Source organism: Nocardia sp. CC213A, from assembly GCF_030766805.1.
Taxonomy (GTDB): Bacteria; Actinomycetota; Actinomycetes; order Mycobacteriales; family Mycobacteriaceae; genus Nocardia; species Nocardia otitidiscaviarum.
On the sequence record NZ_JASFXA010000029.1, the window covers coordinates 31,581 to 49,645 of the forward strand.

Sequence of the window (18,065 nt, forward strand, 5' to 3'; positions counted from 1 at the left end):
AGGGCCGATCCGACCCGCTCCACCCCACCCTGAACGCTGTTCAAGTATGCTGCGGAGCTGTGAGTGTCGATCCCTTGCGATGGTTGGACGAACGCGCCGCAGATCGGGTGCGCGCCGGGCTGCGCCGCGAACTGCGGCCGCGCGCGTCCGAGGGCGAGGCCATCGACCTGGCCTCCAACGACTACCTCGGGCTCACCCGGCATCCGGAGGTGATCGAGGGCGCGGTCGCGGCGGTGCGGCGCTGGGGTGCGGGTGCCACGGGTTCGCGGCTGGTCACCGGCACCACCGCCGAACACGAACTGCTGGAAACCGAACTCGCCGAATTCGTCGGCGCGCAGGCGGGATTGGTGTTCGCCTCCGGCTACGCCGCCAATCTGGGCGTGGTCACCGCGCTGGCCGGGCGCGATGCGCTGGTGGTGTCGGATGCGGGCAGCCACGCCTCGCTGGTGGACGCCTGCCGCCTGTCGCGGGCGCGGGTCGAGATCGCCCCGCACCGCGATGTGGACGCCGTGGACCGGCTGCTGGCCCGGCGCGGCGAGGAACGCGCCCTGGTGCTCACCGATTCCGTCTTCAGCGCCGACGGCGATCTCGCGCCGCTGCGGGAGCTGCACCGCGTCACCCGCGCCCGGGGCGCGGTCCTGGTGGTGGACGAGGCGCACGGACTCGGCGTGCGCGGCACGGGCGGTCGCGGACTGGTGCACGAATGCGGGCTGGCGGGCGAACCGGATCTGGTGATCACGGCGACCCTGTCCAAGGCCCTGGGCGCCCAGGGCGGCGCGGTCCTCGCCAGCGAGCGGGTGCGCGCCCACCTCATCGACTCCGCCCGCACCTTCATCTTCGACACCGGACTCGCCCCCGCCGCCGTCGGAGCCGCCCGCGCCGCCCTGGGCATCCTGCGCCGCGACCCCGGCCTGGCCGGTCGGGTGCTCGACCGGGCGGCCGACCTGGCCCGGATCGCCGATGTGACACAACCCGATTCGGCCGTGGTGTCGGTGGTGCTCGGCGAGGCGCGGGTTGCCTACGACGCCGCCGTCGCCTGCCGAGAACGGGGCCTCAGCGTCGGCTGCTTCCGCCCGCCCTCGGTCCCCGAGGGCACCTCACGGTTGCGCCTCACCGCCCGCGCCGACCTCACCCCCGCCGAACTCGACACCATCGCAACGGTTCTCGGCGAGGTGTTGGCGCGGGCGCGCGGGCAGCAGACGGTTCCGGCATGAGCGTTCTCTTCGTAACCGGCACGTCCACCGATGTCGGAAAGACCATGGTCACCGCCGCGCTGGCGGCGACCGCACGGGCGGCCGGGGCGCGGGTGGCGGTGTGCAAGCCCGCCCAAACCGGGGTCGCGCCAGGCGAACCCGGTGACCTGGCCGTCGTCGAACGACTCAGCGGGGTCACCCGCACCCTGGAACTGGCGCGCTATCCCGATCCACTGGCCCCCGATACCGCCGCGCGCCGCTGCGGTCGGCCGCTGCTGACCCTCGCCGATACGGCGGCGGCGGTGGAATCGCTGGCCGACGCCGATCTCACCCTGGTGGAGGGGGCGGGTGGACTGCTGGTGCGGATGGGCGAATTCACCCTGCTCGACCTGGCGCAGCAGCTCGGAGCACCGGTGCTGGTGGTGGCCGCCGCCGGACTGGGCACCCTGAACCACAGCGAATTGACCACGCGCACACTGGCTTCGGCGGGTGTCCCGTGCGCGGGCCTGGTCATCGGCGCTTGGCCGGACGACCCCGACCTCGCCGCCACCTGCAATCGCGCCGACCTGCCCGCCGTCACCGGCGTCGACCTGGTCGGCACCCTCCCCTTCGGCGTCGGCTCCTGGCCCGCCGCCCGCTTCGCCGCCGCCGCCCCCGGCTGGTTCGACGCCGACTGGCGCGCCCGCTACCTGCCCGGCTGAACCGTCGGCATGCGCGGTCCAGGGCCTCGCTCCCGACCGGTCCGCGTCCGGCTGCCGTGTTCGGTCGCGACGCGGGACCCGGAGGGCAGTGGTACCGCACCGGCGATCGAGTCGTCGCCACGCGGATCGCGGAGCGCAGTGGGCGGTATCGCCGCTGCGGCGCGGACGCGAGTGTGCGCCGTGGGGGCCGCCGCCACGGGGATCGCGGTAGCCCACGCGCAGTGGGCGGTATCGCTGACACGGGGACGCGGGCGTGCGCGCGCCGTGGGGCCGCCGTCACGGGGCTGACTGTGGCTCGTGCCCGTGGTGGGGGATCGCTGGTGCGCGGTCGACTGTGGTGTCGTCGCACGTGGGATCGCCGTCGCCCGCGCGTGAATCCGTCGCGTAGTTCGCGCTTCGGAGCCGCGGCGGCGCTCCGGCGGTGTGATCACCGGGCGATCCCTGCCTACAGTGGATCGGTATGTGGGACTATCCACATCCGTCCGGCGCCGCCGAGTACGACGACGAGCGGCGGCGGGCGCGGCTGCGCGAAACCCGATTCGGAACCCGGTGGCGAGAGCGGCGCGGGCTGCGGATCGCGGCCCGGTTCGCGCTGATACCGCTGCTGTTCCTCGCGCTGTTCGCACAATATTGGCGACTCGATGTCGCCCCCGAGCGGGCGCGGCTGGCCCGCACCGCACCCGCCGTCCTGCCCATCGCCGGCCCCTCCGGCGCGGCGGCGGCCGATACGGCGGTCTTCGATCTGGTCGGTCTGGGCTCGCTCGACGCCACCGACACCGCCCGCGCGCTACCGACGTTGAGCCAGCTCGGTTCGGTGTGGGCGGTGCGCTACGACAACACCGGTATCGACACCAAGGTCATCGCCGACCTCATCGTGCGGGTCACCGAGGCCGCGCACATACCGAAGGTCGTGCTGGCCGGCCACAGTATGGGCGGCGTCATCGCCCTGGAGATCGCCCACCACCTGCACACCGCCAGTTCCCGGCAGGTGCTGGCGGTACTGCTGGACTGCACCCCGATCGACCTGCACGCCGTGCGCCGGGAGAGCCGCGACCAGGGGGAGGAGCTCATGCGCTGGGTGGGCTGGTTCCCCGGTGCGCGCGAGAGCAGGCTGTTGCGGCTGACCGCCGAAACCTACTCCCGCCGTGACCGATATCAGGGCGGCCGCTACGGCATCGAACCCGACGACTTCCGCGAGGCGGTGCGGGATTCGTTGCGCGAGAAGATCCTCACCACCGATGTGGCCAGCACCGGTCTGATCGAATCCCAGTTCAGGGCGATCGTGGCCGGGGGCGCGGTGAACCATCTGCGCGCGCTGGCCGAACCCGCCGACGGCAAACCCCGCCCGGCCATCGTGTTCATCCGCCCTCGAAACCCCTACGCCGACTACATAGTCGACGTCGCCTACACCCACCGGGCGCTCATCGACCGGGTGGGTGGCCCGGACGGCACCCTGCTGGTGGTGACCACGCGCACCACCGGTCACGCCAATCCGAAGCAACGCCCGGCCGAGTACAACGCGGTGATCCTCCAACAGGTCGTGCCGTTCGTCCGATTGATCGAACGCACCCCGATGGCATCCGGTTGAGGTCCGGATCCAGCGCCCCTGATCATCGCGGTGCGCGGGAGCGCCCGCGGACCATCTCCCGATCTCCCGGATCAGCGGATGCGGGTGCCCAGCAGATGCCGCACCCCGCTCACGAACAGTTGCAGCCCGAAGTCGAAACGGGCCGTCGCGTCGGGCGTGTCGTACAGCGGCGAATGCTCGTCGGCCAGCGCGCCCACCGAGTCCATCTGCATGCGCGCCTGCTCGTCCACGGTCTGTCCGAGCACGTAGTAGAGCAGGGTGAAGGCCGCGAGATCGGCCTCCTCCCTGGTCATTCCGGCCCGAATGGCCGCACTCGCCATGCGCTCGCGGCCTTTCGAGGTGGTGAGGCGGGAAGCGTAGGTGGCGGAGACCAATTCGGCCCCGTCCCGGTAGGCCAGCAGGCATGAGCGCAGCCGATGGGCCAGTTCGCCGAGCTGCCCGGACCATTCGTCGGCGGTCACGGGTTCGTCCATGGGGGCGAGGATGCGGTCGGCCACCGCGCCCAGCAGCGCCTGCTTGTTGGGGAAGTGCCAGTACAGCGCCCCGGGCTGCACATGCAGCGATCCGGCCAGGCGCCGCATGGTCAGATCGGCCAGACCGTACTGGTCCAGAATGGCGATGGCCCCGTCGACCACATCGGTGCGGTGCAGCTGCACGGATAATCCCGACCCTTCGTGTTTCGGCTCACGTTCGTGACTGCTAGCCTACCCTGAACACCGTTCAAGTTGCTCGGCCACATCGGCCGGACGAAGGGATTTCGCGCTGTGACCCAGGTAGCCGTCAACACCGATATTCTGGCGATCGCCCGCGAGCAGGTGCTCGAACAGGGCATCGGCCTGACCCAGGAGCAGACCCTCGCGGTGCTGCGCCTCGGCGACGACCGGCTCGAGGAACTGCTCGCCCTCGCCCACGACGTGCGCATGAAGTGGTGCGGTCCCGAGGTCGAGGTCGAGGGCATCATCTCGCTCAAGACCGGCGGCTGCCCGGAGGACTGCCACTTCTGCTCACAGTCCGGCCTGTTCCAGTCGCCGGTGCGCGCCGCCTGGCTCGACATCCCCAGCCTGGTCGAGGCCGCCAAGCAGACCGCCAAGACCGGAGCCACCGAATTCTGCATCGTGGCCGCCGTGCGCGGCCCCGACGAGCGCCTCATGGCGCAGGTCGCCGCGGGCGTGGAGGCCATTCGCAACGAGGTCGACATCCAGGTCGCGTGCTCGCTGGGCATGCTGAGCCAAGAGCAGGTCGACCAGCTCGCCGCCATGGGCGTGCACCGCTACAACCACAACCTCGAGACCGCCAAGTCGCACTTCCCGCAGGTGGTCACCACGCACACCTGGGAGGAGCGCTGGGACACCCTGCGCATGGTGCGCGAGGCCGGGATGGAGGTGTGCTGCGGCGGCATCCTCGGCATGGGCGAATCGCTGGAGCAGCGGGCCGAATTCGCCGCGCAGCTGGCCGAACTGGAACCCGACGAGGTGCCGCTGAACTTCCTCAACCCGCGCCCGGGCACCCCGTTCGGTGACCTCGAGGTGCTGCCCGCCGCCGACGCGCTGCGCGCCGTGGCCGCCTTCCGGCTCGCCCTGCCGCGCACCATCCTGCGCTTCGCGGGCGGTCGCGAGATCACCCTCGGCGACCTGGGCGCCAAGCAGGGCATCCTGGGCGGCATCAACGCCGTCATCGTCGGCAACTACCTGACCACCCTGGGCCGCCCCGCCGAGGCCGACCTCGATCTGCTGGGCGAGCTGAAGATGCCGATCAAGGCGCTCAACGAAACCCTGTAGTGCGCATCGCATATCGATTGGGAACCGCATACCGGGAAGTGGGCGCGCACATGGGTAATGTCGTGGACATGGAAACGGACGAGGTCACCGCGCGCGTGGCGCTGTACAACCCGTTCACCGGCAAGCTGATCGAACCCGGCGCGGACGATCCGGTCCCGGCCGCCGCCGCGCTCGGGCTGGAACCGCCGCGCTACTGCGAGCAGTGCGGCCGCCGCATGATCGTGCAGGTGAGTCCGGACGGTTGGTGGGCGAAATGCTCGCGCCACGGGGTGCTGGACTCGAAGAGTCTGGAACACCGGTAGTGGCACCGGGATTCGCTCCACCCGGAGCCGCCGGGACGCGGACCGAGGTGCTGCGGCGGGAACGCCGGGCGGCCGCGCTGGTCGTCGCGGGCGTCACCGCGGTCAGTGCGATGGCGGCGATGGTGTGGGCCTTCCTCGCCCCCGCCGAACGGTTGGTGGTGGTGGAGCCGGACCGTGGTGCGGTGCTGACCGGGGAGAGCGCGCACCAGTTCGACGCGCTGGCCGTCTTCGTTCTCGTCGGCATGGTGACCGGGGTGCTCACCGCCACCGGCACGTGGCGGTGGCGGCGCGTGCGCGGGCCGATACTGCTGGCCGGATTGGTGATCGGCTCGCTGCTGGGCGCGTTCGTCATGCGCCTGGTCGGCGAGGCCGCCGCCGAGGTGCTGTACCCGCGCCCGGAGAATCCACCGGTCGGGTCGATCGTCGAACTCGCGCCCACCGTGCCCGCCTGGCAGGCCCTCATCGCGCAACCGCTGGTGGCGACGCTGCTGGTGCTCATCTGGTCGGCCCTGAGCGTGGCCGACGATCTGGGCAGCGGACAGTTCCAGCCCTTCGGCGGCGAAGCGCCGCGCCGCGGCCTGCTCGCATCCGGACCGTACGGCTCGGCCATCAGCTACGGACCCTACGGCGGTCCGGGAGCGAACGGCGGTTCGGCACCGGGCTTCGGGCCGATGCCGTACGAGGGCGCGGGCCGGGGCAATCCCGACCGCTGATCCCCCGTTCGCGGCGCCGGTCGTTCACGCCGCTGATAGCGTCGCCGTCTGTTCACTCCGCGCCCACGTGGTCCGTTCACGCCCACGTGGTCTGCTCACGTCCACATGGTCTGTTCACGCCCATGCGGTCTATTCAGTCTGCGCCCACGCGGCGACCGGTAGCGACAGGTAGACGCCGAAATCGTCGAGGTCGACCGCCTTCGCGATGGCCGCGTGCAGCCCGTCCACCCGCTCCTGCCGATTCTCCGCGCGGCTCGCGAAGTACTTGGACCGGATTTCGATCACCGCATCGAGTCCGCTGCGGTCGAACGGGCCGAGCGGCCGGAACCGGATCTCCACGTCACCGGGCTGTAGATCGCCGTCGTACGGCTCCTCCGGGCACTCCACCGCCACCGACACCGCGTGCGGCAACACCTCCGCCAGCTCCCGCAGCACGCTGTCGGGAATATCCGGCGAGTAGGTGACGTCTACCAAAGGCATCGGGCCAGTCTATCCAGCCCGCACACCCGGCGCGAAATTCACTGGCCCCGACCCGCTCCCACGCCTACCGTGGGCCGTTGAACACACACCGCATCCGATCGGGAGACCGCCATGGGAACCGCAGCACAGCGCGGCCACGACCCGGCCGCGCCGGAGCGGGCCGAGGTCACCGCGCCGGAGCGGCCCGACCTGACCGCGTGGCGGCAGCGCCACGCCCTGCGCCGCTCCAATGCGGCCCGGCCGATCCCCAGCGGTCGGCGCTACCGCCGCGTGACCAAACACCGTGGGCGCGAACAGCAGTGGTGATCGCTGCCACTGAAGGCGTTCCGGCACTTGTTTTACATTGATTTGAGTCGTCCGACCGTGGTGGTGGTCGTCCGGCCGTAGGGTCACTCGGCATGGAAAGCGCAACGGGCTGGGATGCCATCGACGGTGCACTGCGTCGGCTGTACGGCGAGGCGACGCCGTTCCACCTGGGTACGAAGCAGCCGTGGGCGCTCGGCGGCCCGGATCCGCTCGACGGCATCAGCGTTTTCGGTCGGACGGACCCGATCGCGCATTGGCATTACGTCGGTTACGGCATGTCGGAACTGTACGAGAAGGAGTCCGCCGATCCGCATACCTCGGGCTGGGGATTCGAGTTCACCATGCGCGTGGTCCGGTCGACGGCCGAGTCGCAGCCGCCGCTGTGGCCCGCGCAGCTGCTGCAGACGCTGGGCCGTTACGTATTCCAGAGCGAGAACCGTTTCGAGCCGGGTCACACCATGAAGGCGGGCGGCCCGCTGGCCGGCGACCGCCCCGACAGCGCCATCCGCGCCATGGCCTTCACGGTCGACCCGGAACTCGGCGAGATCGGCACCCCGCACGGCAGTCTGCGCTTCCTCCAGGTGGTGGGCCTGACCCTGGACGAGTACCAGACTGCGCTGGGCGGTAACGCGCCCGCGCTGCTGGCCCGGCTCGCCGCCGACCTGCCGCTCTACGTCACCGACGCCGATCGGCCCTCGCTGCTCGCGCGCGGCTGAGCGCGGCTACTTCAGCGCGTCGCCGATCCCGCACACCTTCCACTCACCGTTCTCCTTGACCAGGTCGTAGGTGAGTGACTGGGTGTTGGTGCGGCCGCCGAAGTTCACCTCGACGTCGACGGTGAAGGTGCCCTCGTCCGCGCCCGAGGGCACGTCGACGCTCTTCAGGGTCGTCTTGGAGTCGACCTTGGGCACATTGGTGACGGTGATGCCGCCGGTGTCGACGCTCTCGATCATCGACAGGTCCGACTGGCAGATGAGGTCCTTGTTCTTCGCGCCGCCGTTGACGAAGTCTTCGGCCACATCGCGCGGGTCGTCCGAGCCGCCGACAATGCCGCCGCCCGAACCCGAGAGCAGGAACACCGCACCGATGCCGAGCACGGCCACCAGCGCGACCCCGCCGATGATCAGCGGCATCTGATTCTTGCCGCCGCTCGGAGGCTGCTGCGGGTAGCCGCCGGGCCCGGGCCCGAACTGCGGCTGCGGTGCACCCGGATGGGGCTGCTGCGGCATGCCGGGCTGCTGGTGCCGGGGCGCGCCGAATTGCTGTGGGGGAGCGCCGTATTGCTGAGGAGCGCCGTGCTGCTGGGGTGCACCGTACTGCTGCGGAGCGCCGTACTGTTGCGGGGCGCCGTACTGCTGGGGCGCGCCGGACATCGGCTGCTGGGGTCCCGGTCCGAACCGCTGCGGTGGTTGCCCGCCCGCCGGATGCGGCGGCCATCCGCCCGGCTGCTGGTAGGGGTTCGGCTGGCGTGGGTCACTCATCTGTCAAATCCTGTACACCTCAGCGGAAAAGAATCGCGGACCGCCGCACCGATGCGCGGCCGATGATCGCACGACGCGTCGAAACGGACGCCGCCGCGATTCAATCACCGCCGTCCACCGCGCCGGTAATGCCCGCGGGTGTTTTTACATCCGTTTGAGATTCGCGAGCCCGCCATTTCGCTGCCGGGCTGCGAGAATTCGGCACCGTGAGTTCTTCGGGTCGGCCGTTACCACGGCCCGCGCGCGGCGCGCAGTTCCGCCAGGGTCATGCCGTGGCGGCGGCGCACCAGGGTGCGCAGGGTGGCGGGGCTGGAGTAGCCGACGTGTGCCGCGATGGAGTCGACGGTCAGCGTGGTGGTGCGCAGCAGGTGCGCGGCCCGCTCCAGACGGATGTCGTTGGCGAACTCGCGGGGTGTCAGGCCGATTTCGGCGCGGGTGGCGCGTTGCAGGGTGCGCGTGGTGGTGCCCAGTTCGCGGGCGGCGGTGGCGATGTGCAGCGGTTCGGACAGATGTGCGCGCACCCAGCGTTCGAAGGCGGCGACCAGCGCGTCGCCGCGGGCGACCACCTCGGGAATGGCGAAGGCGGCCTGGGTGTCCCGATTGCCGAGCGCCAGGTAGCGGGCGGTCAGCTCGGCCAGCGCCGGGGACCGGCCGTGCACCAGCGACAGGGCGAGGTCCATATGGGACAGTGACGCCCCGGCGGTAGTGATCCGGCCGCCCCGGCACAGCAGGCGGCTCTCGTCCAGTGCCACCCGGGGGTAGCGGCGGCGGAAGCTCGGCCCGAGCCACCAGCTCGTCGTCGCGGGCGCACCGTCGAGCACCCCGGCCTCGGCGAGGAAGAAGGTGCCGGTGCAGGCGGCCGCCAGCCGCCCGCCGGCGTGGTGGGTCCGCCGGATGTGGTCGAGCACCGGCCTGCTGTGCGGTGCCGAGACCAGACCGATCAGCGTCTGCGCGTCGAGCACGTTCACCGCCGGCACGATGACGAGATCGACCTCCTCGCGCAGCTCGGCCAGGGGCGTGGTGGTCACGGAGTGTCCGTTGCCGGAACGGACCCGGTGGCCGAAGGAGACGGTGTGCACCCGCCACGGGGGCGGTGGCTGCGGGAGTCGCTCCCGCAATCCGTTCGCCATGCTGAAGGTCTCGATCAGCGCCGCGTAACCGAAGTCGGCGACGCCGTCGACCACGAATACCGCGACGTTCATGTCGCGCATGCTACTGAACCCGTCGCATTCGCTACTGCCCCTACCGGTAAGCCTGTCCTAATCTCTTGGACTCGTGACCGATTCGGGAGGAGATCGGATGAGGACAATGACGGAGAGTGTGGTGACCGACCGAAGTCCGGGGGGACGGGTGCGGTTGCTGCTGATCGAGGACGACGACATATCCGGCGATGCGCTGGTGGATATGTTGACCGAAAGGGGTTTCGACGCCGAACGCAAACGCCGGGGAGCCGATCTGCTGCTCGGCCACCGTGACTACGATGCCGCGCTGCTGGACCTGGAGCTGCCCGACGGCTGTGGCCTGACCACCCTGCGGCGGCTGCGCGAGGTGAGTTCGATACCGGTGGTGCTGCTCAGCGAGGACGACGACGAACGGACCATCGTGCGGGGGCTGCGCGGTGGGGCCGACGACTGTCTGGTCAAACCGCCGCGGATCGGCGAACTGGTGGCACGCATCGAACACGCCATGCGCCGCACCGCGGCGGAGGCGGCGGCCCGGTCCGCGGTGGTGGACACCGGTGACGTGCGCGTCGATCCGGTGGCCCGGGAGGTCACCGTGGCCGGCGCGCCGATCCTGCTCACTCACAAGGAATTCGAGCTGGTGGAGGCATTGGTGGAGCGGCCGGGGCAGGCGGTGAGCCGGGAGATCCTGATGGATCGTATCTGGGGTGACGCCTTTCTCGCCGTCTCCCGCAGCCTGGACGTGCACATCTCGACCCTGCGGGCCAAACTCGACCGGCCCGGACTGATCACCACGGTGCGCGGCTTCGGCTACCGCTGGGCTACCCAGCCCGAGGTGGTCAGCTCGGCGGGCGCAGCGCGGCGAATTCGTCGGTGACGCGGATCTCGGTGTCGGTGAAGCGGTAGAGCGCGGCCGGGCGGCCACCCGTCCGGCCGGGTGAGGCGGTCGCGCCGGTGGGGGTGATGACCCCGCGGCGCGACAGCACCCGTTGCAGATTCGTGGTGTCCACCTCGTATCCGAGTGCCGCGCAGTAGATCTCGCGCAGGGTGGACATGGTGAAGTGCTCCGGGGCCAGACCGAAGGCGATATTGGTGTAGGAGAGCTTCGCCGCCAGCCGGGTGCGGGCGTGCCCCACCACCACGCCGTGGTCGAAGGACATGTCCGGCAGTGCCGACACCGGATGCCAGCGGGTGTCCGGCGGCAGCTTCGGGTCGGCGGTCAGCGGCACCAGACCCAGATAGGCCGAGGCGATGCGACGGTCACCGGGCACCCGGTGTGGATCGCTGAACACCGACAGCTGCTCCAGGTGGGTCAGCTCACGCACATCCACCTTCTCGGCGAGCTGGCGGGCGGCGGAGAAGTCGAGGTCCTCGTCGTCGCGCAGCCGCCCGCCCGGCAGCGACCAGGTGCCCTTGGCCGGATCGAGGGCCCGCTCCCACAGCAGTACGGCCAGTTCGGTGCGTTGGCCGGGCGGGCAGCGGCGATCCAGCGATCGACGCGGTGCCTCGGCCCCCGAACCCTCGGAAACGTCACTACCTGCGGTGATGCCATCGGGGAAGCGGCGAACCTGGAACACCGCGGTGAGCGATTCGTGGATGGTGCTACGATGGGCCACGTTTTCGATTCTAAGTCGAAAACCGGGTGTATGCGAATCGGCGAAGCTGCCGGGCGCATGAGAGTTAGGAGCCGGACCATGGCTGCACTGGGTGCGATGATGCCGCTGACCGAGCGCATCACCGATGGACCGTCGGGTTTCGGGGGAGTCGAGGCCACTCCGGAGTGGGCGCGGGAGATCAAGCGACTGGCGCGCGAGCGCAATGCCACCATCCTCGCGCACAACTACCAGCTGCCCGAGATTCAGGACGTCGCCGACCACGTGGGTGACTCCCTCGCACTGTCCCGGATCGCGGCCGAGGCACCCGAGGACACCATCGTGTTCTGCGGTGTGCACTTCATGGCCGAGACCGCCAAGATCCTGAGCCCGGAGAAGACGGTGCTCATCCCCGATCAGCGCGCGGGCTGCTCACTGGCCGACTCCATCACCGCCGACGAACTGCGCGCGTGGAAGGCCGAACATCCGGGGGCGCTGGTGGTCTCCTACGTCAACACCACCGCCGCGGTGAAGGCCCTCACCGATATCTGCTGCACGTCCTCCAACGCCGTGGACGTGGTCGCCTCCATCGACCCCGACCGCGAGGTGCTGTTCCTGCCGGACCAGTTCCTGGGCGCGCACGTCAAGCGGGTGACCGGACGCGAGAACATGCACATCTGGATGGGCGAATGCCACGTGCACGCCGGAATCAACGGCGACGAGCTGAACGAGCAGGCCCGTACCCATCCGGACGCGGAACTGTTCGTGCACCCCGAATGCGGTTGCGCCACCTCGGCGCTCTACCTCGCGGGCGCGGGCGAGTTCCCGGCCGACCGGGTGCACATCCTGTCCACCGGCGGCATGATCGACGCCGCCAAGGCAGCGGCGGCGCGGAGCTCGCGCAGCGGCGAGTCGGGCACAGCGAGCCAGGTGCTGGTCGCCACCGAGGTCGGCATGCTGCACCAGCTGCGCAAGGCCGCCCCCGGCGTGGACTTCCAGGCCGTCAACGACCGCGCCTCCTGCAAGTACATGAAGATGATCACCCCCGCCGCCCTGCTCCGCTCCCTGGTGGAGAACCGCGACGAGGTCCACGTCGACCCCGAAACCGCCGCCCTGGCCCGCAACTCGGTGCAGCGCATGATCGAGATCGGCAATCCGGGCGGCGGCGAGTGACAGGCGGCCCCCAGCTCCCGACGGCCCACGCGGCCGCCGGGCCGGGGGCGCGCACGGTCGCCGGGCCGGGTAGGCCCGTCGTCGGGCTGGGGATGTGCGCGGTCGCCGAGCAGTCCGCGCGGCTGGCGGTCGAGCCAGGAGTGCGGGTAGCTGTGTTGGGCAGTGCGGGTGCTGGGCCTGGGCGGCGAATGGTTGCCGGGCGCGGAGTGCGGCTGGCGGACGGGCCGGGAGCGCGGGTGGCGGTGCCGGGAGCTTGGACGGTCGATGTGCCGGGTGCGCGGGTAGCGCGGCCCGGTCGGTGCGCGGTCGGCCGGCCGGAAAGGCCGGTCACCGGGGCGAGGACATGCGGTGTCGCCGTGCCACGGATGCTGCCGTACACCGGGTCGGTCCGCCATAGCATGACGGCGGGCTTGTGCACGACCACCGGGAAGGGAGAGATCCGGTGAGTATCACGATCAACTGGGAGGCCGAGGCCGATCTCGTCGTCGTGGGCGGCGGGGTGGCCGGGCTGACCGCCGCGCGTACCGCGTCGCTGCGCGGGCTGCGGGTGCTCACGCTGAGCAAGGGCGGGCCGACCGATACCGCCACGCAGTACGCACAGGGTGGGATCGCCGTGGTGGCCCCGCACGGCGATTCGGTGGAGTCGCATGTCGAGGACACCGTGGTGGCCGGGGCCGGACTGTGTGATGAGGCGGCGGTCCGCTCGATCGTCGAGGGCGGGCGGGATGCCGTCGCCGCGCTCACCGATCTGGGCGCGGTCTTCGATCTCGGACGTGACGGGCAGGTCTCGCGGACCCGCGAGGGCGGACACAGTACGCGGCGCATCATCCACGCCGGGGGCGACGCCACCGGGGCCGAGGTGCAGCGGGCGCTGAACGCGGCGGGCCTGCCGGTGATCTTCGGTGCGGCAGTGGTCGAGATCCTGACCGGGCCGAGCGGCGTGCGCGGTGTACTCGCCCTATCCGACCGGGGTTTCGGTGTGGTGCACGCGCCCGCCGTGCTGCTGGCCACCGGCGGGCTCGGGCAGCTGTACGCGTGCAGCACCAATCCCGCCGGGGCGACCGCCGACGGCGTGGCGCTGGCCTTGCGCGCGGGCGCGGTGGTGGCGGATCTGGAGTTCGTGCAGTTCCATCCGACCGTGCTGTACGCGCGCGGTGGGCTGGGGCGGCGACCGCTCATCAGCGAGGCCGTGCGCGGTGAGGGCGCGATTCTGGTGGACACCGAGGGCAATTCGGTCACCGCCGGCGTGCACCCGCGCGGTGACCTCGCACCGCGCGACGTGGTGTCGCGGGCCATCGCGGCCCGCATGCGCGAACTGGGCACCGAGCACGTCTATCTCGATGCCCGCGCCATCGACGGTTTCGCCCAGCGGTTCCCGACCATCACCGCCTCCTGCCTGGCCGCGGCCATCGACCCGCGCACCGGACTGATCCCGGTCGCCCCCGCCGCCCACTACCAGTGCGGCGGCGTGGTCACCGACACCCACGGCCGCACCACCGTCCCCGGCCTGTACGCCGCGGGCGAGGTCGCGCGCACGGGCCTGCACGGCGCGAACCGGCTCGCCTCCAACAGCCTGCTCGAGGGCCTGGTGGTCGGCGAACGCGCGGGCGCGGCGGCCACCGAACGCCTCGGCGCAGCCGACCCCGTCACCGAAATCGGCCCCCTGCGCCTGCCCCGCGTCGACCGCACCGCCCTGCAACGGCTGATGACCGACCGCGCCGCCGTCGTCCGCGACGGCGACGGCCTGCGCGAGGGCGTGCTGCGCCTGCTCGAACTGCTCGCCGCCAGCGGCACCGGAACCGATTCCGGCGCAATCGATATCGCCGCCCCCGGGCCGGACGGCGGATTCGGTGCGCCACTCGCCTCGCCGCACGGATCGGGGCACGAGTCGCATGCCACACCACGCGACGACGTGGGCGGCATCACCTCGCGCGGACCGAGCGATCACGAGAGCGGTATTGCGTCACGCGGGCCGGGTGGTGCTGCGGGCGGCCTCGCATCGCGCGGGCCGGGCGGCGACAAGGGCGGCAGCGCGCCGGGCGGACTGCCCGGGGGCGGCCGGGGGAGCGCGGCTCGCGGCTACCGTGTCGACGCGGAAGCCGCGCACCACCGTCCGTACGGCGGTGCGGCCGACGAGCACCCGGCCGGGGCGCACCCCATGACGCGCGGGTATCACGGTGGTCCGGATGCCACGGTCGGCGAATCGCGGTGCGGCACCGATACCTCCGCCACGGTGACCGCCGCCGATATCGAGGATGCCGCACTCACCCTCACCGCCCGTGTCCTGCTGGTCGCGGCGGCGGCGCGCACGGAAAGCCGTGGCTGCCACACCCGTTCGGACCATCCGGAGCCCCGCGCGGAGCAGCGCCGCAGTATCGGGGTGCGGCTCGGCGAGGACGGTCGGCCGCAGTTGCTCACCGACGGCTGGGAGGAGCCCATATGGTCGCGCACCGCCGTACCCACCGCCGCGTCATGAGACCGCCCGTGGCCGCGACGGCCGAATCCGCTGCCGCCGAGCGGCATTCGGAATCGCATCGCTCGGCCGGGAAGGGGCCTACCCGCGCCGAGCACACTCGCGCCGCCGCACACGGTTGTGCCGATGCGGCCGAGCACCTTCGTACCCGCGCGGGCGGACACGCGCGGATGTCGGCACCGTTTCCGCTTCCCGGCACCGCTCGTCCGCGGCGCGGTGCTCGATCCATCGATCCAGGAGTGCAGCGATGACCCTCGATACCGGACTCGACCGCGACGAGGTGGTCGCGCTCATTCGCACCGCCCTCGACGAGGATCTGCGCTACGGGCCCGATATCACCACCGTCGCGACGGTGCCCGAGGATGCCGTGGTGAAGGCGGCGGTGGTCTCGCGGCAGGAGGGCACCGTGGCGGGGCTCGATATCGGCCTGATGGTGCTGGACGAGGTGATCGGGGCGGGCGGTTACGAGGTCACCGAGCGGGTGCCGGACGGTACCCGGGTGCGGCCGGGTGACGCCGTGCTCGGCGTCGTCGCTCCCACCCGGGGTCTGCTGACCGCCGAGCGCACCCTGCTCAATATCGTCTGCCACCTCTCCGGAATCGCCACCGCCACCGCCGCCTGGGTGGATGCCGTGGCGGGCACCCACTGCCGCATCCGCGACAGCCGCAAGACACTGCCGGGTCTGCGGTCGCTACAGAAGTACGCGGTCCGCGTCGGCGGCGGGGTGAACCACCGCATGGGGCTCGGCGACGCCGCGCTCATCAAGGACAATCACGTGGTCGCCGCCGGTTCGGTGGTGGCGGCGCTGCGGGCGGTGCGCGCCCTGAACCCCACCATCGCCTGTGAGGTGGAGGTGGACAGCCTGGAGCAGCTCGACGCCGTGCTCGCCGAGGACGTGGAACTCGTGCTGCTGGACAACTTCCCGCTGTGGGCCACCCAAGCCGCCGTGCAGCGTCGCGACGCCCGCTCACCGCACACCGAGCTGGAATCCTCCGGCGGTCTCACCCTGGATGCCGCCGCCGACTACGCCCGCACCGGCGTGGACTATCTGGCCGTCGGCGCGCTCACCCACTCCGTACGTGTGCTGGACCTCGGCCTGGACATGTAGGGGCGGCGCGTCAGTCGGAAAGCCCGAACTCCTCGGGGTCCAGCAGCAGCACCTGGCAGGCCTCCCGGATGGTGGCGGCCTCGTGCTGGTCGAAACCGCCGTCCGCATTGCCGATCATGATGCCCAACTGCACGACGGCGCGCGCCTCGGCCGGTTTGCCGGTGCACTTGGCGACCTGCTGCATGACGTAGGCGCGGCCGAACGCCGGATCCATGGCGATCCGATTGCAGTTGTCCTCGAAGAGATTTCGCAGCTCGTCCACCGGAAACTGGCGCAGCACCGGATCCGCGCCGATGAGCTGCGCCACCCGCATCCGCTCGGCCGGATCGATACTGCCGTCCGCGGCCGCCACCAGGGCGCAGATCCCCATGGTGGCGTCCCGAAAGGAGCCGCCGCGCAACTCGGTGCGCTTGGCCAGCAACTGCTCCCGCCACTTCGGCGCCTGATCGACCAGCTGGCTGATCGTGCGCGCGTTGTAGAGGAAGCGGTTCAGGAAGGCCATGACACTCTCCGAATGGGAAGACCGGGCCAGCGCCCCCCGCGCCCCGGACATGCAGATGTACGTGCAGACCCTAACAGCGGGACCGCCCACCCGACACCCGACGGATTTTGAAGGATTAAACGGAAGATGTAGCGGCCGAACGGAACCCGTGTGCGCCAGCAGGTGTGACCTCCGCGCCGCCTCGGATAGCTCGCCGCAGGTCTTACGTCCTCACGACGGGCGCGACCTGCGGCGGTGGGCCGGTAACGCGGTGTGCGGCCGCTCAGCGGTGAGTTCCCGCTCCAGCGGGGTGCGGAAGCGGGGAATAGGGCGGACCTCGCCGTACCAGTCGGTGAGCCGGGCGGCCTCGACTTCGATGTGCCGCTGCGCCTCGGAGCCGACGTCTTCCAGCAGCCGCCACACGATCTCACCGTCCGCGCGCTGCGCCCAGCCGCCGACGATGCGCCCGTCCCACCACACGGTCGGCCCCACATTGCCATTGCGGTCGAACAGTGCCGGACCGTGCGCGCCCAGATACCAATCGCGCGCCTGCCACCCCATGGGCGTCGGATCGAGGGCGGGCAGCAGCGCCGCCCACGGCTCCGGCGCGGCAACCGGTTCCAGATCGTCGGCGAGCACCAGTCCGGTGCCGCCGTCCAGGTCGACCGCGACGGTGTCCAGTCGTGCGAGGGCCTTCTTCACCTCGGCGACCGTCCACCCGGTCCACCACTTGATATCGCTCACCGGGGCCGGGCCGAACCGGTGCAGCCACTGCCGCACCAACTCCGCGCGCGCCTCGTCCGCGAGCATGGCTGGAATCCCGTCCGGAAGCCAGGATTCGACCGGCGCCCAGGTGTACTGGCTGCTGGACCACGACCCATTGGGCCGCCCCCGCACGATGCGTCCCTCCGCGCCCAGGGTCACCAGCACCCAGGTGGTGATATTCGTCGGCTTCGAATACGGCTTGCCCGGCGCGGTGTCGACCTGTGTCCGCAGCCGCGGCACATCCTTGCTCAACTGCGCTCCGGTCGCCGCCCCCCGCGTCAGCAGCGCCCGATGCGTCTCCGCCTCGACATCGGCCCACCACGCCGACACATCCCCGTCGACGACCCCGGCCTGTTCGATGAAGCGCCCGTAGGTTTTTCGCTGCTTCTCGGCCAATGCGTCGGCGCACGACGCCTGCAGTACCGGCACCGTTTCGATCGGCGCCACGAACATGGTGCGCCGCATGGCCAGCATGCGCAGCAGCGTCCGATCCTCGTACAGCGCCTTCTCCACATGCCCGGGTTCGACCGTCCGACTGCGCGCGGCCACCGAGAGGAACACCGTCGCCGGATCGGTGGCGTGCAGCACCACCATCGCCCGCGCGATCTCGGCGGCATCGTCCACCCGCGCTTCGGGAGCGAGCAGATGCCGAACCGCCAGTCGAGCGCGCCGCTGCGCGGTATCGATCGAACGCATGGGCGAATGGTAGCGGCTGGCTCCGACATCCGCGCGCCTCCGGCCCGGGATGTC

19 protein-coding genes and 1 pseudogene are annotated in these 18,065 nt (G+C 71.0%); 13 read left to right on the top strand and 7 right to left on the bottom strand.

The window, feature by feature from the left end; genetic code table 11:
* Nucleotides 1-59: 59 nt before the first annotated feature.
* From QJS31_RS34670 to QJS31_RS34680, 3 genes are all read left to right on the top strand, one after another.
* The gene (locus QJS31_RS34670) at nucleotides 60-1,214 is read left to right on the top strand and encodes an 8-amino-7-oxononanoate synthase (protein ID WP_306358794.1); all 1,155 of its coding nucleotides are present in this window, start codon (nucleotides 60-62) and stop codon (nucleotides 1,212-1,214) included.
* Nucleotides 1,211-1,894, top strand: coding sequence for a dethiobiotin synthase (bioD, locus tag QJS31_RS34675; protein ID WP_282785657.1), 684 nt, complete (start codon nucleotides 1,211-1,213; stop codon nucleotides 1,892-1,894). The genes QJS31_RS34670 and bioD overlap by 4 nt, the downstream gene beginning before the upstream one ends.
* Before the next feature lie 460 nt (nucleotides 1,895-2,354).
* Nucleotides 2,355-3,482 (top strand): alpha/beta hydrolase, encoded by a 1,128-nt coding sequence (locus QJS31_RS34680; protein ID WP_282785656.1) that lies wholly within the window; start codon nucleotides 2,355-2,357, stop codon nucleotides 3,480-3,482.
* A 71-nt stretch (nucleotides 3,483-3,553) separates the two neighbouring features.
* On the opposite strand, the gene QJS31_RS34685 is transcribed toward QJS31_RS34680, so the two are convergent.
* Nucleotides 3,554-4,138: a TetR/AcrR family transcriptional regulator C-terminal domain-containing protein gene (locus QJS31_RS34685; protein ID WP_029929182.1), complete on the bottom strand. Its 585-nt coding sequence runs from the start codon at nucleotides 4,136-4,138 to the stop codon at nucleotides 3,554-3,556.
* A 108-nt stretch (nucleotides 4,139-4,246) separates the two neighbouring features.
* On the opposite strand from QJS31_RS34685, the gene bioB reads away from it, so the two are divergent.
* The 3 genes from bioB (at nucleotide 4,247) to QJS31_RS34700 (ending at nucleotide 6,275) form a co-directional block, all read left to right on the top strand.
* Nucleotides 4,247-5,260, top strand: coding sequence for a biotin synthase BioB (gene bioB / locus QJS31_RS34690; protein ID WP_029929181.1), 1,014 nt, complete (start codon nucleotides 4,247-4,249; stop codon nucleotides 5,258-5,260).
* A 68-nt stretch (nucleotides 5,261-5,328) separates the two neighbouring features.
* A complete protein-coding gene (locus tag QJS31_RS34695; RefSeq protein ID WP_051037126.1) occupies nucleotides 5,329-5,562 on the top strand; it encodes a hypothetical protein in 234 nt (77 codons plus the stop codon).
* Nucleotides 5,562-6,275, top strand: coding sequence for a DUF2567 domain-containing protein (locus QJS31_RS34700; RefSeq protein WP_282785655.1), 714 nt, complete (start codon nucleotides 5,562-5,564; stop codon nucleotides 6,273-6,275). Before QJS31_RS34695 ends, QJS31_RS34700 begins: the two co-directional genes overlap by 1 nt.
* A 129-nt stretch (nucleotides 6,276-6,404) precedes the next feature.
* Here QJS31_RS34700 and QJS31_RS34705 read toward each other — a convergent pair whose 3' ends face one another.
* A complete protein-coding gene (locus tag QJS31_RS34705; RefSeq protein WP_282785654.1) occupies nucleotides 6,405-6,755 on the bottom strand; it encodes a hypothetical protein in 351 nt (116 codons plus the stop codon).
* Nucleotides 6,756-6,866: 111 nt separating this feature from the next.
* Here QJS31_RS34705 and QJS31_RS34710 point away from each other — a divergent pair, with 111 nt between their 5' ends.
* Both QJS31_RS34710 and QJS31_RS34715 read left to right on the top strand, forming a co-directional pair.
* A complete protein-coding gene (locus QJS31_RS34710) occupies nucleotides 6,867-7,061 on the top strand; it encodes a hypothetical protein (RefSeq protein WP_306358795.1) in 195 nt (64 codons plus the stop codon).
* 92 nt (nucleotides 7,062-7,153) lie between these two features.
* Entirely contained in the window at nucleotides 7,154-7,777 is a 624-nt protein-coding gene (locus QJS31_RS34715) for a suppressor of fused domain protein (protein ID WP_282785738.1), read from the top strand.
* 6 nt (nucleotides 7,778-7,783) lie between these two features.
* On the opposite strand, the gene QJS31_RS34720 is transcribed toward QJS31_RS34715, so the two are convergent.
* Nucleotides 7,784-8,542 carry a hypothetical protein gene (locus QJS31_RS34720; protein WP_282785737.1) on the bottom strand — a complete coding sequence of 253 codons (759 nt, stop codon included), beginning with the start codon at nucleotides 8,540-8,542 and terminating at the stop codon, nucleotides 7,784-7,786.
* A 227-nt stretch (nucleotides 8,543-8,769) separates the two neighbouring features.
* Nucleotides 8,770-9,744, bottom strand: coding sequence for a GlxA family transcriptional regulator (locus QJS31_RS34725; protein ID WP_282785736.1), 975 nt, complete (start codon nucleotides 9,742-9,744; stop codon nucleotides 8,770-8,772).
* 148 nt (nucleotides 9,745-9,892) lie between these two features.
* Here QJS31_RS34725 and QJS31_RS34730 point away from each other — a divergent pair, with 148 nt between their 5' ends.
* A complete protein-coding gene (locus QJS31_RS34730) occupies nucleotides 9,893-10,600 on the top strand; it encodes a response regulator transcription factor (RefSeq protein ID WP_143983953.1) in 708 nt (235 codons plus the stop codon).
* Here QJS31_RS34730 and QJS31_RS34735 read toward each other — a convergent pair.
* Nucleotides 10,563-11,339, bottom strand: a complete 777-nt coding sequence (locus QJS31_RS34735; RefSeq protein WP_282785735.1) for an NUDIX domain-containing protein — start codon at nucleotides 11,337-11,339, stop codon at nucleotides 10,563-10,565. The genes QJS31_RS34730 and QJS31_RS34735 overlap by 38 nt on opposite strands.
* Before the next feature lie 78 nt (nucleotides 11,340-11,417).
* On the opposite strand from QJS31_RS34735, the gene nadA reads away from it, so the two are divergent.
* The 4 genes and pseudogenes from nadA to nadC all read left to right on the top strand — a co-directional run bounded on the left by nadA (nucleotide 11,418) and on the right by nadC (nucleotide 16,069).
* Nucleotides 11,418-12,488 (top strand): quinolinate synthase NadA, encoded by a 1,071-nt coding sequence (gene nadA, locus QJS31_RS34740; RefSeq protein WP_282785734.1) that lies wholly within the window; start codon nucleotides 11,418-11,420, stop codon nucleotides 12,486-12,488.
* A gap of 448 nt (nucleotides 12,489-12,936) precedes the next feature.
* A pseudogene (locus QJS31_RS37470) lies at nucleotides 12,937-14,235 on the top strand (L-aspartate oxidase); the annotation flags it as partial.
* 411 nt (nucleotides 14,236-14,646) lie between these two features.
* Nucleotides 14,647-14,964: a hypothetical protein gene (locus QJS31_RS37475; protein WP_372341648.1), complete on the top strand. Its 318-nt coding sequence runs from the start codon at nucleotides 14,647-14,649 to the stop codon at nucleotides 14,962-14,964.
* Between the two features lie 244 nt (nucleotides 14,965-15,208).
* The gene (gene nadC, locus QJS31_RS34750; protein ID WP_282785121.1) at nucleotides 15,209-16,069 is read left to right on the top strand and encodes a carboxylating nicotinate-nucleotide diphosphorylase; all 861 of its coding nucleotides are present in this window, start codon (nucleotides 15,209-15,211) and stop codon (nucleotides 16,067-16,069) included.
* Nucleotides 16,070-16,079: 10 nt separating this feature from the next.
* Here nadC and QJS31_RS34755 read toward each other — a convergent pair whose 3' ends face one another.
* Entirely contained in the window at nucleotides 16,080-16,571 is a 492-nt protein-coding gene (locus tag QJS31_RS34755) for a tellurite resistance TerB family protein (protein ID WP_282785120.1), read from the bottom strand.
* 210 nt (nucleotides 16,572-16,781) lie between these two features.
* Nucleotides 16,782-18,011 (bottom strand): winged helix DNA-binding domain-containing protein, encoded by a 1,230-nt coding sequence (locus tag QJS31_RS34760; RefSeq protein ID WP_282785119.1) that lies wholly within the window; start codon nucleotides 18,009-18,011, stop codon nucleotides 16,782-16,784.
* Between the last annotated feature and the right edge of the window lie 54 nt (nucleotides 18,012-18,065).

Coding starts and splice junctions, on each gene's coding strand:
- QJS31_RS34725 (WP_282785736.1), bottom strand. CDS start 9,744: ATGAACGTCGCGGTATTCGTGGTCGACGGCGTCGCCGACTTCGGTTAC.
- QJS31_RS34720 (WP_282785737.1), bottom strand. CDS start 8,542: ATGAGTGACCCACGCCAGCCGAACCCCTACCAGCAGCCGGGCGGATGG.
- QJS31_RS34760 (WP_282785119.1), bottom strand. CDS start 18,011: ATGCGTTCGATCGATACCGCGCAGCGGCGCGCTCGACTGGCGGTTCGG.
- QJS31_RS34715 (WP_282785738.1), top strand. CDS start 7,154: ATGGAAAGCGCAACGGGCTGGGATGCCATCGACGGTGCACTGCGTCGG.
- bioD (WP_282785657.1), top strand. CDS start 1,211: ATGAGCGTTCTCTTCGTAACCGGCACGTCCACCGATGTCGGAAAGACC.
- QJS31_RS34710 (WP_306358795.1), top strand. CDS start 6,867: ATGGGAACCGCAGCACAGCGCGGCCACGACCCGGCCGCGCCGGAGCGG.
- QJS31_RS34695 (WP_051037126.1), top strand. CDS start 5,329: ATGGAAACGGACGAGGTCACCGCGCGCGTGGCGCTGTACAACCCGTTC.
- nadA (WP_282785734.1), top strand. CDS start 11,418: ATGGCTGCACTGGGTGCGATGATGCCGCTGACCGAGCGCATCACCGAT.
- nadC (WP_282785121.1), top strand. CDS start 15,209: ATGACCCTCGATACCGGACTCGACCGCGACGAGGTGGTCGCGCTCATT.
- QJS31_RS37475 (WP_372341648.1), top strand. CDS start 14,647: ATGACGCGCGGGTATCACGGTGGTCCGGATGCCACGGTCGGCGAATCG.
- QJS31_RS34705 (WP_282785654.1), bottom strand. CDS start 6,755: ATGCCTTTGGTAGACGTCACCTACTCGCCGGATATTCCCGACAGCGTG.
- QJS31_RS34755 (WP_282785120.1), bottom strand. CDS start 16,571: ATGGCCTTCCTGAACCGCTTCCTCTACAACGCGCGCACGATCAGCCAG.
- QJS31_RS34680 (WP_282785656.1), top strand. CDS start 2,355: ATGTGGGACTATCCACATCCGTCCGGCGCCGCCGAGTACGACGACGAG.